The sequence below is a fragment of the Pseudomonas sp. B14(2017) genome (assembly GCF_002113255.1).
Classification (GTDB): domain Bacteria; phylum Pseudomonadota; class Gammaproteobacteria; order Pseudomonadales; family Pseudomonadaceae; genus Aquipseudomonas; species Aquipseudomonas putida_Z.
The window spans coordinates 95,003-109,813 of the sequence record NZ_NEJY01000003.1; the positions used below are offsets into that span (position 1 = coordinate 95,003).

At 62.8% G+C, this 14,811-nt stretch carries 18 protein-coding genes and 1 pseudogene; 7 read left to right on the forward strand and 12 right to left on the reverse strand.

Features of this window, described 5'->3' with window-relative positions; genetic code table 11:
• Positions 1 to 167: 167 nt before the first annotated feature.
• Positions 168 to 1,064, reverse strand: a complete 897-nt coding sequence (locus tag CAG34_RS03850) for a LysR family transcriptional regulator (protein ID WP_046613870.1) — start codon at positions 1,062 to 1,064, stop codon at positions 168 to 170.
• A 66-nt stretch (positions 1,065 to 1,130) separates the two neighbouring features.
• On the opposite strand from CAG34_RS03850, the pseudogene CAG34_RS29120 reads away from it, so the two are divergent.
• A pseudogene (locus tag CAG34_RS29120) lies at positions 1,131 to 1,205 on the forward strand (hypothetical protein); the annotation flags it as partial.
• Positions 1,206 to 1,234: 29 nt separating this feature from the next.
• On the opposite strand, the gene CAG34_RS03855 reads toward CAG34_RS29120, so the two are convergent.
• Both CAG34_RS03855 and CAG34_RS03860 read right to left on the reverse strand, forming a co-directional pair.
• On the reverse strand, positions 1,235 to 2,029 hold the full coding sequence (locus CAG34_RS03855) for a formate/nitrite transporter family protein (protein ID WP_085588102.1): 795 nt from the start codon (positions 2,027 to 2,029) through the stop codon (positions 1,235 to 1,237).
• A gap of 213 nt (positions 2,030 to 2,242) precedes the next feature.
• A complete protein-coding gene (locus CAG34_RS03860; RefSeq protein WP_085588104.1) occupies positions 2,243 to 3,964 on the reverse strand; it encodes an amidohydrolase in 1,722 nt (573 codons plus the stop codon).
• Between the two features lie 244 nt (positions 3,965 to 4,208).
• Here CAG34_RS03860 and CAG34_RS03865 point away from each other — a divergent pair, with 244 nt between their 5' ends.
• The 4 genes from CAG34_RS03865 (at position 4,209) to CAG34_RS03880 (ending at position 8,996) form a co-directional block, all read left to right on the forward strand.
• A complete protein-coding gene (locus CAG34_RS03865; RefSeq protein ID WP_085588106.1) occupies positions 4,209 to 5,138 on the forward strand; it encodes a LysR family transcriptional regulator in 930 nt (309 codons plus the stop codon).
• Between the two features lie 117 nt (positions 5,139 to 5,255).
• Positions 5,256 to 6,326, forward strand: a complete 1,071-nt coding sequence (locus CAG34_RS03870; protein ID WP_085588108.1) for a C45 family peptidase — start codon at positions 5,256 to 5,258, stop codon at positions 6,324 to 6,326.
• Between the two features lie 53 nt (positions 6,327 to 6,379).
• Complete coding sequence (locus CAG34_RS03875; protein ID WP_085588110.1) at positions 6,380 to 7,714, forward strand: MFS transporter; 1,335 nt, start codon at positions 6,380 to 6,382, stop codon at positions 7,712 to 7,714.
• 667 nt (positions 7,715 to 8,381) lie between these two features.
• Positions 8,382 to 8,996, forward strand: a complete 615-nt coding sequence (locus tag CAG34_RS03880; protein WP_085588354.1) for a hypothetical protein — start codon at positions 8,382 to 8,384, stop codon at positions 8,994 to 8,996.
• 352 nt (positions 8,997 to 9,348) lie between these two features.
• Here CAG34_RS03880 and CAG34_RS28840 read toward each other — a convergent pair whose 3' ends face one another.
• On the reverse strand, positions 9,349 to 9,498 hold the full coding sequence (locus CAG34_RS28840) for a hypothetical protein (RefSeq protein ID WP_158091090.1): 150 nt from the start codon (positions 9,496 to 9,498) through the stop codon (positions 9,349 to 9,351).
• A gap of 42 nt (positions 9,499 to 9,540) precedes the next feature.
• Here CAG34_RS28840 and CAG34_RS03885 point away from each other — a divergent pair, with 42 nt between their 5' ends.
• Together CAG34_RS03885 and xth are read left to right on the forward strand one after the other, a co-directional pair.
• On the forward strand, positions 9,541 to 9,783 hold the full coding sequence (locus CAG34_RS03885) for a hypothetical protein (protein ID WP_003257678.1): 243 nt from the start codon (positions 9,541 to 9,543) through the stop codon (positions 9,781 to 9,783).
• The gene (xth, locus tag CAG34_RS03890) at positions 9,780 to 10,574 is read left to right on the forward strand and encodes an exodeoxyribonuclease III (protein ID WP_085588112.1); all 795 of its coding nucleotides are present in this window, start codon (positions 9,780 to 9,782) and stop codon (positions 10,572 to 10,574) included. Before CAG34_RS03885 ends, xth begins: the two co-directional genes overlap by 4 nt.
• An 18-nt stretch (positions 10,575 to 10,592) precedes the next feature.
• Here xth and CAG34_RS03895 read toward each other — a convergent pair whose 3' ends face one another.
• The 8 genes from CAG34_RS03895 to CAG34_RS03925 form a co-directional block, all read right to left on the reverse strand.
• Entirely contained in the window at positions 10,593 to 11,009 is a 417-nt protein-coding gene (locus CAG34_RS03895; RefSeq protein WP_085588115.1) for a hypothetical protein, read from the reverse strand.
• 26 nt (positions 11,010 to 11,035) lie between these two features.
• Positions 11,036 to 12,145 (reverse strand): mechanosensitive ion channel family protein, encoded by a 1,110-nt coding sequence (locus CAG34_RS03900; protein WP_085588117.1) that lies wholly within the window; start codon positions 12,143 to 12,145, stop codon positions 11,036 to 11,038.
• An 86-nt stretch (positions 12,146 to 12,231) separates the two neighbouring features.
• Positions 12,232 to 12,375: a hypothetical protein gene (locus CAG34_RS28845; protein ID WP_158091091.1), complete on the reverse strand. Its 144-nt coding sequence runs from the start codon at positions 12,373 to 12,375 to the stop codon at positions 12,232 to 12,234.
• A gap of 45 nt (positions 12,376 to 12,420) precedes the next feature.
• A complete protein-coding gene (locus CAG34_RS03905) occupies positions 12,421 to 12,666 on the reverse strand; it encodes a hypothetical protein (protein ID WP_025339513.1) in 246 nt (81 codons plus the stop codon).
• The gene (locus CAG34_RS03910; protein ID WP_025339512.1) at positions 12,666 to 13,130 is read right to left on the reverse strand and encodes a hemerythrin domain-containing protein; all 465 of its coding nucleotides are present in this window, start codon (positions 13,128 to 13,130) and stop codon (positions 12,666 to 12,668) included. Before CAG34_RS03910 ends, CAG34_RS03905 begins: the two co-directional genes overlap by 1 nt.
• Positions 13,131 to 13,278: 148 nt before the next feature.
• A complete protein-coding gene (locus CAG34_RS03915; RefSeq protein WP_004376294.1) occupies positions 13,279 to 13,722 on the reverse strand; it encodes a DUF421 domain-containing protein in 444 nt (147 codons plus the stop codon).
• 9 nt (positions 13,723 to 13,731) lie between these two features.
• Positions 13,732 to 14,238, reverse strand: a complete 507-nt coding sequence (locus tag CAG34_RS03920) for a hypothetical protein (protein ID WP_085588119.1) — start codon at positions 14,236 to 14,238, stop codon at positions 13,732 to 13,734.
• Positions 14,239 to 14,262: 24 nt separating this feature from the next.
• Positions 14,263 to 14,766, reverse strand: a complete 504-nt coding sequence (locus CAG34_RS03925; RefSeq protein WP_085588121.1) for a CinA family protein — start codon at positions 14,764 to 14,766, stop codon at positions 14,263 to 14,265.
• Between the last annotated feature and the right edge of the window lie 45 nt (positions 14,767 to 14,811).

The window sequence follows — 14,811 nt, forward strand, 5'->3', positions numbered from 1 at the left end:
GATGTGACATCGATTGGGGCTGCTTTGCAGCCCTTCGCGGGCACGCCCGCTCCCACAAGTACGGTGCAGGCCTCAAGGAATGCACCATCCTGTGGGAGCGGGCGTGCCCGCGAAGGGCCGCAAGGCGGCCCCGGCCTGACATCGGCCAGGCGCCGGCATAGCGCCGGTCATTCCCAGATATGTTCGGCCAGAAAGTCGATCAGGCTGCGCACTGAGGGCAACAGGCCGCGGCGGGAAGGGAACACCGCATGGACGATGCCGCAGCGCGGTTCCCATTGCGGGTTGAGCTCCACCAAGCGGCCGTTTTCCAGGTCCTGGTCAACCACCATGAACGGCAATTGCACGATGCCTACACCGTCAAGCGCCGCCTGCCGCAGTGCGCTCATGTCATCGGTGATGTAGCGCGGCGTGTGGCGGATTTCGGCATGCGCGCCGTCGGGCCCTTCAAGTTGCCAGATGTGGTCCCTGGGTGGCCCCCAATCCAGGCTCGGCTGCTCACCCAGGTGCTCTGGTTCGACGGGCAGTTGCAGCGCCAGCCGCTCCACCAGCGAGGGGCTCGCGACCAGCCGCTGCGGGCTCCTGGCCAGTGTGCGCATTACCAGGTCGCTGTCCTCCAGCGGCGGGAAGCGCACCCGCAGCGCCAGGTCGAGGCCTTCGCCCAATACATCCACACGGCGGTTGGTGGGTTCCAGGTGCACCTTCACTTTCGGGTTTTCGGCCATGAATCGACTGACCAGCCCGCCAACCCGGTAATGCAGCAGGGTTGTCGGGCAGCTCATGCGGACGGTGCCCTGGGGCTCGGCGCGGGTGCGTTCGACCACCCATCGGGCCGCTTCGGCCTCCACCAGCATGGCCCTGCAATGCTGGAAGAACTCCTGGCCCGTCTCGGTCACCGAGAAGTGTCGGGTGGAACGCTGGAGCAGGCGCACGCCCAGGCGTTCCTCCAGCTGCAGGACGCGCCGGCTGAGTGTTGATTTCGGAATGTTCAGTGCCCGCCCGGCCGGCGCGAAACCGCCGTGCTCGACGACTTGGGCGAAGTAATACAGGTCGTTCAGGTCTTCCATGTTCGATCGTTCACCAGATGGAACTCTGTGACCAATCTATCAGCTCTACCGCATGCAGCGTGAGAGCTGCCGCCGTTGCCGCTGGGCAACACCAGCTTCCTGGATGGGGTCGTACGGCCAGGCATGCTGTTCGAACTGCCGCGAAGGGCCGCAAAGCGGCCCCAATTTGCTTAGCCTCTCTGCACCTCGCACGCTTCCTGCGAAGGCACACCGTAGGACACGTAGTACGCCAACCCCACGAAGATCGCCCCACCCACCGCATTCCCCAGGAACACGGCCACCAGGTTCTCCACCAACTGCCCCCAGCTCAGGTAGCCGGCAAAGATCGCTGCGGGAATCAGGAACATGTTGGCTACCACATGCTGGAAACCGATGGCGACGAACGCCATGATCGGGAACCAGATGCCGAGAATCTTGCCGCTCATTTCACGGCTGGCATACGACAGCCACACTGCCAGGCACACCAGCCAGTTGCAGCCGATTCCGGACACGAAGGCGTGGAGGAAGTCGGCGTTGGTCTTGCTGGTCGCAGCCGCCAACACCTTGTTCAGGTAGGCCCCCTCGGTCAGGCCCAGCAGGTGACCGAAGCACCCGGCAACGAACAGTGCACCCAACAGGTTGGCGACGGTCACCAGCAGCCAGTTGCGCGCCACGGCGCCTGGGCCGATACGCCGGGCGAACATCGCCAAGGGCAGGCTCATCATGTTGCCGGTGAGCAGTTCGCCACCGGCCAGGATCACCAGGATCAGGCCGATGGGAAATACCGCGGCGCCCAGCAGTGTGCCGAACGAGGCCCACTGTACCGGGATCATGGTGCTGACGTGGATAGCCAGGAGAAACCCCAGCGAAATAAATGCACCTGCGAGAAACCCCAGGACCAGTGTCGCATGGGTGGATAGATGGGCTTTTTTGACGCCGCTCTCGATGACGAGCTCGGTGATACGGGTGGGGCTATTGACGGACATTTTGCAAACTCGAACACAGTGACGGCGACGCAACTGGCAGGCACGCCGTGGTGGGGCTTGATCAGTACGGGGTAGGCTGCGCAGCTGGCGCAAAGGTGTAACGCGCACCTTTGGGCCAGCTGCGAAGAGGGCGGCAAGCTACATGAGGCAATTTGACGCGGTCAAATCGATGGAATGGATGAGCTGATAGACCGCGTCGATGAGGCCCGCAGGTCAGCGCGCGTAGATCAGCTTCCCGGCAAACCAGGTCTGCACCACTTGGGTATCGCGCAGCGTTTCGGCATCGACGTCGAGCACGTCGCGGTCGACCACGATCATGTCGGCCTGCTTGCCGACCTTGAGCGAACCGATCTGCTGCTCCAGGCGCATGGTGCGGGCGGCGTTGAGTGTATAGGCCTGGAACATCACCTGACGGTCGATGGCTTCAGCAGCGTTGAGCACACCTTTGGGCCCCTTGCGGCTGATGGCCTGGTAGATCGCCTGCCAAGGATCCGGGGTGGTGATCGGCCAGTCGCTGGCGCCGGCAAGGGTGGCGCCATGCTTGAGCAGCGAACGGGCCGGGAAGGTGTGCATGAAGGCCATGGCGTTCACGTACGGCTTGACCAGCTCCATGTTCGATTGGTCGGCGCTGGCCCAGTACAGCTGCATGGCTGCAATCACGTCGAGCTGCTTGAAACGGGCGTATTCCGTGGGGTTGACCATCTGCAAGTGGGTGATGGAATGGGGGATGTCGCTGTGTCGATCACGCCGTGCCTGCTCGATGCCGTTGAGCGCCTCGCGCACGGCGCGGTCGCCGATGGCATGCACGTGCACCAGCCAGCCACGGGCGTCGGCGGCACTGACCAGCTCGCCAAAGTGCTTCGGGTCCAGCAGCAGTTCGCCGTGCTTGCCGGAGTTGCTGTAGGGCTCGAGCATCGCCGCCGTTTGCGCTGGCGCTTCGGCAACGCCGTCGGCAAACACCTTGATGCCTGGCAGGGTGAGGTTGTGCACGCCGAGAAATTGCCGGCGTACCTTGTCCAGTTCGTCCAGGTCGGCAGGGCGTGCCCTGGAATCGGCCATCAGCAGGGCGGCGACGTGGGCGGTCAGCTCGCCGCGCGCGGAGAGGTCCTTGTACACCGGCAGCACGCCCAGCGAATGGTTGTTCACATCGGCCCCCGGCAGCTCGTTGGCCAGCGGGTCCATCCAGCCGGTGATGCCCAGCTGCTTGTAATGGTCAAGGGCCATGCGCCCTGCGCTCAGCAGGGTGGCATGGGGCAGCGCGGGCAGCAGATCGGTCACCGGGTAGTAGCTGGCATCGGCGAGGAAACCGTTTGGTGTTCCGTCCGGGTGTTGGCCGATGGTGTTGCGTGCCTCGGCAGGCAGGGCAGCGATGGTGTCGGCATCGATTGCGGCGCGTTTGAGCATGGCCTGGTTGGCCCAGCCGGTGTGCATGTCGTTGGCGGCGAACAGGATCGGTTGCTCGGCCCATTCGCCGTGGTTGAAGCGCTGTTCCAGCGCCGGAATGTCATTCCAGTAGGTGCCCGGTACACCACCTACGACAAGGAACTCGCCGCGCACGGCCTTGCCGTCGCTGCGCCACTGGCGCAGGCGCCGTTCCAGTTCGTCCAGGGCAACCTGCTCGCCGGCGAGGTCGGCAAGCACCAGTTGCAGGCCACCCTTTATGGCATGCGAGTGGGCGTCGAGCATGCCCGGCATCAGCACCTTGCCACCCAGGTCGATGACCCGGGTGCCTTCGGCCCTAAGGCGTAGCACGGCCTGATCTGAACCTACCGCGACGATTTTCTCGCCCTCGACAGCCACGGCCTGCTGCAAGGGCTGGCCGGGCTCGGCGGTGTAGACCTTGGCGTTGTGCAGGATCAGGTCCACTGCCGCGAAACCCGGCATGCAGGTGCAGGCCAGGCCGGCGCTGATTGCCATCTTCAGGAGCTGCTTCATGCTGTGCCTCGTTGTTGTCGTGATGGCGCCGCAGCCTAGCCAGGGGGCCAGGGCGGATAAAGGCGAGGGCAGGCACAACTTTTTTCGTGATGGGGAAAGAATCCCGAGCCCGTATTTGCCAGGGTGCAAGCAGCGGACCTTGCCGTGCCTATTCAAATCGCCGGCATTTGCGGGTTTGATAGGAGGGGCAGATACTCGCCACCCTCGCATCACTCCCACCGTTTGTGCCGAACAGGAAGAAACCATGGACAAGATGATGGCCCTGACCATCTTCGTCGCTGCCGCCGAACACGGCAGCTTCAGCCGTGCGGCCGAGCAACTGGGCAAGACGCCGTCTGCCATCACCAAGGCTGTTGCGCACCTGGAGAGCGAACTGGGCGTGCGCCTGTTCGAACGCACCACCCGGCGCATGGCGCTGACCGAGGCCGGAACCTTGTACCTGGAAGGCGCGCGCCAGGCGTTGATGCACCTGCAACGGGTGACCGAGGAAGTGGAGCAGTTGCAGCACGCGCTGCGCGGTACCCTGCGCATTACCGCGCCACCGTCGTTCGGCCCCGCGTTTCTCAACCAGGTGTGTTGCCGCTTCATGCGCGAGCACCCGCAGGTGCGCCTGGAGGTCAACCTCAACGATGCCAACGAAGACCTGATCGATGGCGGCTACGACCTGTCGCTGCGCGACGGCCCCACCGACCAGCCGGAGCTGATCGCCCAGCCGCTGATCGAGAACCGCGTGATCCTTTGCGCCAGCCCTGCCTACCTGGCCCGACACGGCGAGGCGATCACTCTGGAGAACTATGCCCAACACGACTGGCTGCTGTTGCGCCACCCGCTGCTCAACCGCAGCTTCTGGTGGATCGAACACGGCGGCCAGACGCTGCGTGTGCGTCAGCCCACCCCTCGACTGGTGAGCGACAACTTCGACTTCCTGCTGGCCTGCCTGCTCGATGGGCAGGGCTTGCAGTTCGTACCCACCTGGTGTGCCGCCCCCTACCTGGCCAACGGGCAGCTGGTGGAGGTGATGCCCGACTACTGGCGGGCGCTGAGTGCGTTCGGCCCCTGGGTGCACGTGCTTTACCTGCCGCACCGGCGCAATACCCGCAAGGTGCAGGCGTTCATTGCCTTGCTGCATGAGCACCTGCACGGGCAAGGCGCGCAGGCGCTGGCACGGGGCTGAGTTTTTCCATCGGGGCACAAAAGTTGTGCGGGTTGTGGCGATGATCGATTGGGGGAGGCCTCGTTAGGCTAGCGGTGCTTGCCTGACCACCGCGGCCTGTACCAGGAGTTCCCCGCCTTGAAGATCCACACCCATGTCAGCGACATCCGCAACCCCCACGAGCGTGGCCACCAGATTGGCGCGCGCTTCGCCGAGCAGATCCGTACCACCACTGCACTGTACCTGGGCTTTTTCCCGCGGGTTGGCGTGCCCTTGAGTGAGGCGCAGCGCATCGGCGAAAACAGCTTGGCAGCCCTGGAAGCCTGGAGCCCGGGCCTGGCCGCTGAAGTGGCCGGCATGGCCAGCGGTGCCGAGCTGCCGCTGTGGCAGCTGGCGAGCCTGAACGCCCGCACTGAAGTACTGGCGGCCCGAACCCGCCACAGCGAATGCTCCACCACCGTGCATGCACCCCGTGGCGCACGTGCGCCGCAGACCCTGCAGACCTGGGATTGGCATGACAGCCTGTGCCCCCATGGCCTGATGCTGGCGCTGCACACCGAGCGCGGCATGAACGTCAAGCTGTTCTGCGAGTTCGGCATGCTCGCCAAGCTTGGTGTGAACAGCGCGGGCCTCGGCCTGCACTTCAATATCCTCCACCACGCCAGTGACAACGACAGTGGTGGTGTGCCGGTGCACGCCATCGCCCGGCGTCTGCTGGAGGAGGCCAGCAGTGTCGAGGAGGCCATCGAGCTTGCCCGTTCGGCGCGGGTCAGTGCCTCCACCGTGCTGACAGTGTTCTCCCGCCAGGACCGCAGCCCGCGCGCGGCCAGCATCGAATTGAGCCCCGCGCGCACCGCCTTGGTCCTGCCACGGGAAGACGGCTGGCTGCTGCACACCAATCACTTCCTCGACCCACAGCTGAGCCTGGGCGAGCAGGTCGCCGACCGTGCCGATACGCAATGCCGCCTGGGCCACCTCGAGCAGGTGGTCGGCCAGATGGCCAGCGCTGACCTGCGTGCCCGGGCCGAGGCCATGTGCGGCGCCGAGGGCGACAGGGCGCCAATCTGCTTCCACCCGGACATGGCCATGCCCGATACCGAGCGCTGGGAAACCTTGCTCAGCGTCGGCATCGACACCGAACGCTGTGCCCTGCAGTACGTGGCCGGCACGCCTGTGCAACTGGCCAAGGCCGGCTTCGACACCTTCTGAGCCAACCCGGTGCCGCCAGCTCAAGGCGGCGCCGCTGAACGAGAACAACAACAATGCATGCGCAACATTCCCGCCCTGCGTCATCCCGTTCCGCCTTGCGAACCTTCTGCGTCTCCGGACTGGGGACGGCGCTGGAGTTCTATGACTTCATCATCTACGGCACCGCCGCCGCACTGGTGTTTCCCCAGGTGTTCTTCCCGCAGATGGACCACCTGACAGCCACGTTGGTGGCCTTCAGCGCTTTCGGTGCGGGCTTTCTTGCCCGACCGTTGGGAGGCCTGGTGTTCGGCCACTTCGGTGACCGCATCGGCCGGCAGAAGGTACTGGTTGCCACCTTGCTGCTGATGGGCATGAGCACCTTCCTCATCGGCTGCCTGCCCGGCCATGCCAGCGTCGGTGTGGCCGCGCCGATCCTGCTGGTGCTGCTGCGCCTGGTCCAGGGCTTTGCGGCTGGCGGGGAGTGGGGCGGCGCCGCGCTGTTCGGTATCGAGTCTGCGCCACCGGGGCGGCGCGGGCTGTGGGGTAGCTTCACAAGCATGGGGATTGGCGTGGGTGGCATCCTCGGGGCTGGGGTGTTCGCCATCGTCAGCGCGGCCTTTGACGACAACCTGGTCGATTTCGCCTGGCGCATCCCGTTCTGGCTGGGCGGTACCTTGGTGCTGATCGGCCTGTACGCGCGCCTGAAGGCACCGGCAGCGGCCACCACGCCCGTGACCAAACCTGAACATGCACCGTTGGCCGCGGCCCTGCGCCAACGTCCGCGGCAGCTGTTGCTGTGCACCGGGATCGCCTTCGGTTACTGCACCATCGCCTACATCGGCAGCACCTTCTTCCTGACTTACGCCACACAGGTGGGCTTTGGCAGCACCGAGGCGTTGATGTTCGACTTGGCGATGTCGGTCGCCATCGTGCTGTCTGCGCCGTTGTTTGGCTACCTGTCGGACCGTTTGGGGCGGCGCACGGTGATGTGCTTTGGCGCAGTGGCAATGGCCGTGGGGCTGTTCGTGTTCTTTTCCCTGGTGGGCATGAAGAGCTTCGCCATCGCCTTGTGCGCCTACAGCCTGACCGGCCTGCTGATGGGCGCGACCCAAGGGCCTATCCCGGCCTTCCTCGGCGAGCAGTTCCCGCGCAGCATGCGCTACTCGGGTATCTCGGCCAGCTACCAGATCGGCGCCGCGCTGGGCGGCGGCACCGCTTCGAGCATCGCCACGGCAATCCTGATCCTCACCAACCATGACCCGTTGGGCGTGGCGCTGTATGGCGCGGCGGCACTGGCACTGGTCGCGGTGTGCTCGCTCATGCTGCGCGAGACATCGCGGTTGAGCATGGCGCAGATCGATGAGGAGGTGCCGGGGCGCCTGGCGTCTGTGGCATTGGGCAGTCATTGAGGATATTTTCGCTGCCTGCCATCACCCAGGACAAATTTGAGGGTGTTGGCAGGCTGAAGGCGACAGACGGGCTGCTGGCCGCGCGAGGCGATCGAAATAGGTCTGGTCTTGGCCTGACTGATGGCACTTCAGCCACGACCACTTGTAAAACGAGATCTGCGAAACAGCGGAATAGAGCATTCAAAGTCACTTGCGAAGTTTGGATCCAGTTGTCGATAAAACTTTCCACTCGGTCAAATTACAACAACTTAGCAAACTAACTAACTTGATTTAGTGTACCGCCTGTCGGTCGTTTTGCTCGAGAAATGAACGATTTGGGTGACGCTGACTCCTATTTGCCAGCAGGTGCCTTCAATGTGATTGCACCTCGCGCCTTTCCCCCAGAACTTATGGACGTTCAACCTCATCGGCATCGCAGGAATGCTCATGGGGCTTTTTTTTTCCTGAATAGTGGAGCAATGCCATGCCCAACCGAGGCTCTTCGGGTGAGCCACCGTGTGTATTGAATAATGATCTGCTTTTTCATTTAACGATTCGAATTTGGCTTTGCCGCTGCGATTAAATCGTTCGCACGCCTATTGCAAGGTCATCTAGCGCTAACGCATTACGTGGAGAAAACGTCGTGGAGATTAATACAATTATTAGCCTGTTCGGGCAGAAAGAATCCATGGAGCTGGTGCGGTTGTCGGTGATTTACGTTCATTTACTGGCCTGTTGCATTGCCATTGGCCTGGTATTCGCCAGTGACGCCGAGATGGTCAGGAACTTGTTGAAAGGTCATAAAGAGGCCGGGCATGACAGTAAGCATATGACGAGCTTGCAGAAGTCCGTGGCCAATGCCCTGATATTCTTGTGGCTCACGGGCGCCGCAGTGATTGGAATTGACTACCTTGATAAAGGTATGAACTATTTTGCCAATCCGAAACTTCAAGCGAAGGTCATTATTGTCATGTTGCTGACCTTCAATGGCATGCTGTTGCATCGTTATGTATTGCCTGCCCTGCTCAAAGCGGGCAACTTGCTGGACCTTAATTTTGGCGTGCGGATGTTCGCACTGTTCTCCGGCGCACTGTCTGGTGTGTCCTGGTTGTATGCGGCGATGTTGGGCGTTGGCCGGCCACTGGCCTGGAAATACTCGCTGACCGAGTTGCTGCTGGCTTATCCGGTACTGATCCTGCTTGGCTTTGCCATGATGGCTGCCCTGACCCAGTGGGCACGCAACCGTAGCCAGGCCGAACCGGTTCCGGCGCCTGTCTGGCGACTGGCAGGCATTCCTACCTGATTGCCTGAGTAACGCTTCAATTACGCCGCGAACCGGGAAACCTGGTTCGCGGCGAGCTCGTTTCATGCGCAGCGTCTGGGCGGTTCGGCTGGCGGTTGGTAAAGGCCCGAAGTGATGTGTCGCCTGATCCGGCCTCTTCGCGGGCGCGCCCGCTCCCACAAGGTCCCGCGCAGTTCTGTGGGATATCGCCCGGTCCTTTGGGCTGCGCTGTCGCGTAGAGAACTGAATCCGCAAGCAGTACGCGTACCCTGTAGGAGCGGGCGTGCCCGCGAAAGGGCCGGAACAGGCAGTCGAGAAATTTCAGGACTTCCACTTCTACCAAGATTGCAAACCAGCCTCATCCGCTGACGGCTCAGGCGCGAACCAATAGAAATATCGCCGGTAGCAGTTGCCCATCGTCAGGCGGCAGCCCGCCTGCATTGGTTTTTTGCGCTCGTTGCAGCGTGGTGGCGATGGTGATTTCCGTTCGCGACTCGATACTCGGATTTGAACGTCGCTGCATGGTTGAGGCTCTTAATGCAAAGGACACCGTGAGGGCTCCCTTATGAGCATTGAACGCAGTATCCCCGAGCTCGAGGCCTGGTACGCCCAGTACGACGACATCAGTTACCGCCGTGAGTCGCCGGATGCCTACCACCATGAACTGCTGCGCACCGCCGAGGCTTTGCGTGACGATGGCGCCATCGATTGGGACGACTGGCTGGCACTCAAGGCATTGGCCGATGACGCCCATGTGCGTGCTCTGGAAGATGCCGTGCAGGCCCACGTCAGCGACCCCGACGCATGAAAGCGCTGAAGATTGCCACGTTCAACATCAACGGCATTCGTAGCCGGTTGCCGGCACTGCTGACTTGGCTGGAGCGGGAAAAGCCCGACATCGCCTGCCTGCAGGAACTCAAGGCGGCGGATCAGCAGTTTCCTCGCCAGGCGCTCGAAGCGGCGGGTTATGGTTGCCTCTACCAAGGGCAGCCTTCGTGGAATGGCGTGGCCATTATGGCGCGGGGCAGCGAACCGCTGGAAGTACGTCGTGGCCTGCCTGGCATGGAGGACGACAACCAGAGCCGCTACCTCGAGGCAGCGGTGCAGGGAGTGCTGGTGGCATGCCTGTATCTGCCGAACGGCAACCCGCAACCGGGGCCGAAATTCGATTACAAGCTCCGCTGGTTCGAAAGCCTGATCGCCCATGTGAAAGGGCTGCATGACAGTGGTCATCCCGCGGTGCTGGCGGGCGATTTCAATGTGGTGCCTACCGACATGGATATCTACAACACGCGCTCCTGGATGAAGGATGCGCTGCTGCAGCCCGAATCACGTGCGTGCTACCAGAAACTGCTGAATCAAGGCTGGGTCGATGCCATTCGTCATCTGTATCCGGACGAACGCATCTATACCTTTTGGGATTATTTCCGCAACCACTGGGCCCGCAACGCCGGGTTGCGTATCGACCACCTGCTGCTCAACCCCGAGCTCGCGCCTTACCTGAAGCGGGCTGGTGTCGATGCCTGGGTGCGTAACGAACCCAAGGCCAGCGACCATGCACCAGTCTGGATCGAGCTGAGCACGCGTCGTCGGCCGTAGGGCAGTTCGAGCGAACCTTCAACTACCGGAACTACCGCTGGAGCCCGAACCACCGGAGCCTCCGGTCCCGTTGCCGCGTTCCGATCCATTGCTGTCACTACCCGATCGGTCGGTAGTGCCATCGCCACCGGTATTGTCAGTATCATTGCTATCGGTGCCGCCAGAGCCCGTCCCCATGGCATCCGCAGGCGTGCCGGAGCCGGTCGCTCCGCCTTGGCCGTTGATGTGCCCACTGTCGTGCGGCTGCGTGCCAGGAGCACGCTGATCGTTCATGTCGGTGGCTGCCAGCACCACAGGTGCGCTGACCCCCAGGTACAGCGCGAGCAGTAACGAATGAGGCTTCATGATCTTCATGGCGATACTCCGTTGCGGGTTGGTCACCTTCTGTTCGGCCTGCATCACCCACGGGCGTGCCGTGAAATCGACGGAATGCATGGAGCGCTGACATGCACGGGGGCGGGTTACCCCACGTGAATACTTTGAGGCCCGCGCTTCGATTCCTCTGGCAAGGCCGTGACCTTGATCGCGCGTACCGGTACGGCGAATTTTGCACCGACCTTCGAAAAGCGCTCGAGCAGGTGGAAATTGATCGCTTGCTGGATGTCCATGTACAGGTTGTAGCCCGGATCTTTGACGATATACACGCACTCGAATTCCAGCGCCTCCTTGCCGAAGCCGCGCAGGTGGGCACGGTCGAAGCGCACCTGCTGTTGTGCCTTGATCGCTTCCTCGACGATGGCGGGTGCCTTTTTCACGGCCTCGGTTGGCGTGTCGTACGACAGGCCGAACTCGAACACGATCCGTCGTTCCTGCAGGCGCTTGTAGTTCTGGATGGTGCTGCTGATCATGCTGGCATTGGCCATGACGATCTGCTCGCCGCCCAGGCTGCGGATGCGTGTAGTCTTCAGCCCTACGTGCTCCACCGTGCCGGCCAGCGGGCCGATGACGATGAAGTCGCCCACCTCGAACGGCTTGTCGACGGCTATGGACAACGAGGCGAACAGGTCGCCGAGGATGTTCTGCACGGCCAGTGCAACAGCGATACCGCCTACCCCCAGGCTGGCGACGAAGGCGGTGATGTTCACGCCCAGGTTGGACAGCATCGCCAGTAGCACCACTGACCACAACAGCACCCGCGCGCCCCATGCCGACAGCGTGGCCAGCGCGCTGCCCTGGTTCAAGCCGTCGGTGCGATGCCGGGCGAAGTAGCGACTCAGGCCCAGGCCGATGGCGCGGTTGGCCCACAGCCCGATCTGCAATGCCGCGACCACGAACCACAGGCTACCGACCCGGGTCAGCCAGCGCTCGGGCAGGTCGAGCATGCTCAGGCCCACCAGCAGCGAGGCAAGGAACAGCAGAAAATTGCTGGTCCCGGCGAGCACCTTGGCCAGCACCTGGCTGAGCGCGCCGTCACGCTCGGACCAGCGCCTGACCCGATGCAGCATGAAACTGATGGCCGCCCGCGCCACGAGGAATGTCAACAGCGCTACCGTCAGTGCCAGCAACAAATTGAGAACGGAAACTCCGAACAGTGTGGTATCGGTGAACAAGGCGATGATGCGATCACTCATGGGACACTTGCCTCCTTGCGCAGGATTGGGTGACTGGGGGAGCGGCATTGCCGGCGAAGCAGGCAACGCCACTCGTTAGGTGAGCCTCAGCCGTCGGACTGCTCCTCTGGCGGCACCTGGCCTTCGGGCCAGTCGGGTGCTTCCTGCTCCTGTTTCTGTTCAGGCACAGGCTCGCCTGGGTTGTGGGGTACTTCGTCCACGTACGGGTCGGGTGTGTTGGGTTCGATCATGGTCTGGCTCCTCGCCGTTGGGCTTTCGGGCATGGGACCGGGCTTTCAGCCCGACTCCACGGCAGTGTTTTTCTTCCAGCCTCGCAGGTTCATGGCGCACAGGCAGCCCTGCAGGAGGATCAGCGCCCAGGCTTGCGCCTGCCACCCCCAGGCGGCCCACAGCACGTTGCTGGCAATGAAGCAGCAGAAACCCAGCTTGCGCCGGCCTGGGCGCCGTGAGCCGATGCACCAGGCGGCAAGTACCGTCAGGACCATGGCGGGCCATTCAAGAAAGTCGATCCAGGCCTCCATCACGCGGCACGCTGTTCGCCCTTGAGCAGTTTCTTCTGCGCTTCCATGGCCTGGCCGAGCTCATCCAGTTCCTGCTTGCCCAGCAGCTTGCGGGCGGTCGGGAACAGCTCGCTTTCTTCCTCCTCGATATGGTGTTCCAGCAGTTCCTTCATCACCTTGACCCGCCCGGCGAACTCGACGGTACCGGTCTCGGTTTGCAGCAGGTCCGGCAGCACCAGCGAGTCGACGGTGCGGTGCTCTTCCTTGGCTTCGTAATACATCTTCGCTTCTTCCTTGCCGCCGGCCTGCTTGATGGCCGGGTACAGGAGCTCTTCTTCCAGGGCGGTGTGGATGCTTACTTCCTGCTTGATGCGTTCGAGCAACTCGGCGCGCTTCTTCACTGCGCGCTCAGTGGTGGAGGACAGTTCCTCCAGCAGCTTCTTCACCAGCTCATGGTCCTGGATCAACAAATCGATAGCGTTCATGCAACACCTCTTAGGGGCTGGAAAAATCACGATTGCCTTCGATGGAGTAGGGCCCGCGCGCCAAGGTTCAAAGCGGATGATCAACGTACTGGTTTCGCGAAAGGCTGCACCCACAAGGAACCACGCAGGTTGCACCAGCCCGGCAGGGTCACTCCTGCGGGATGATCGAGATCTTGCCGTTGCGCTCGACGATGGCGAACTTGATCTGCCCGACGCTTTCGATGCCCTGGCTGTCCCGCGCCGATTCGAGAATGTCGTCTTCGGTCAGCCGCGCCCGCCGCATTCGGTGGTGGAGAAAGCGCCCATGGTCCACGACCAGTGTCGCGTGGCCGTCGACCAGCCGGGCCAAGCGCTTGGAGTTGAGCTTGGCCAGCGACAGGCCGACATCCAGGACGATCAGTGTGGCGATCACCAGCATGGCGTTGGTGAACGAGAAGTCCTCGCCGAGCAATGCCTGCTGGGTTGCTTCGCCGATGATCAGCAGCAGGACGAAGTCGAAGGTGGTCAAGTCTGCCAGCGAGCGCCTGCCAGCCACGCGAAACAGCAGCATCAGCGCGATGTACATGCCTGTCGCACGGAGAATGGAGTCCATGTCGCGCTCCTACGGGTAGAGAAAGGTCGAGAAATGCACTGCGCTGCCCGGGCCGGCGCTGACAACTCCTTCGAGCGTGCCGACGTATTCGCTGCGCAGGGTGAGGTAGAGGGTGGCGATACCCTCTTTGCTGGTGCCAAGCTGGAGCAGAAGCGACCTGCCATGGGAACGCGACACTTGCGGCTCTGGCTGCAGCGTTTCGATGCTGGCTTCGCGTAGCAGGGTCCCCCCGAGCAACAACATCACAGGCTCCCCGGCAGTACCGCGAACCGTGATGCGCAGGTTGTCGGTGGTGCCGCTGCGGCTGAGGCGCTGATACTCCACATGCACCCGGCCGTCCTCACTCATGACCTGGGCGTCACTGAGCGGACCGTTGCCGAACAACCCGGCCAGGCCCAGCAGCACGACCAGCACCAGCGCGTACCATCCCACCCGTTCGAAACGCCAGACCCGCTGCTGCATTCGCATGTCTTCTTCGACGGGGTGGTGCCTTGAAGCCAACTCGTCTTCGTCCATGCTCGTAGCCCTTCACGTAGCCCCTCAGGCGCGCTCACCGCGCAGCCAGCGTTGGTGGTAATGGGCCAGGTGCGACAACCCGTAGAGCGCGCCTTGGCGGATTACCTCCGCGCGCTCGCCAAAAAAGCGCTGGCTGCGAGTGAACACGGCCAAGGGCTCGCCGGCAAAGGCCCAGGCAAAGCACACCGTGCCCGGGGCGATGGCATCCTGCGGCTCCGGCCCGGCGACACCCGTGCTGGCGATGGCGACGGTGGCGTCGCTGTCTTTCAATGCGCCGAGCGCCATCTCCCAGGCTACCGCCTCGCTGGTCAGGCCGTAGCGTTCGATAGTCTGCGGGCTGACGCCGAGCAGGCGTTTCTTGGCACTGGGCGAGTACACCACGTAGCCGCTTTCCAGTACCTCACCGGTCCCCGGCACTGCTGCCAGCAGCGCAACCATGGCGCCGGCTGTGCAGGATTCTGCCGTGGTCAGCACCAGCTTGTGGGCCTTGAGGTAATCAAGGGCCTCGAGTACGGGGTCGGTCGTCATGGCCGGTCACTCGTGCGTTGTTTTTTGGTGGACGTGTTTCCTGCG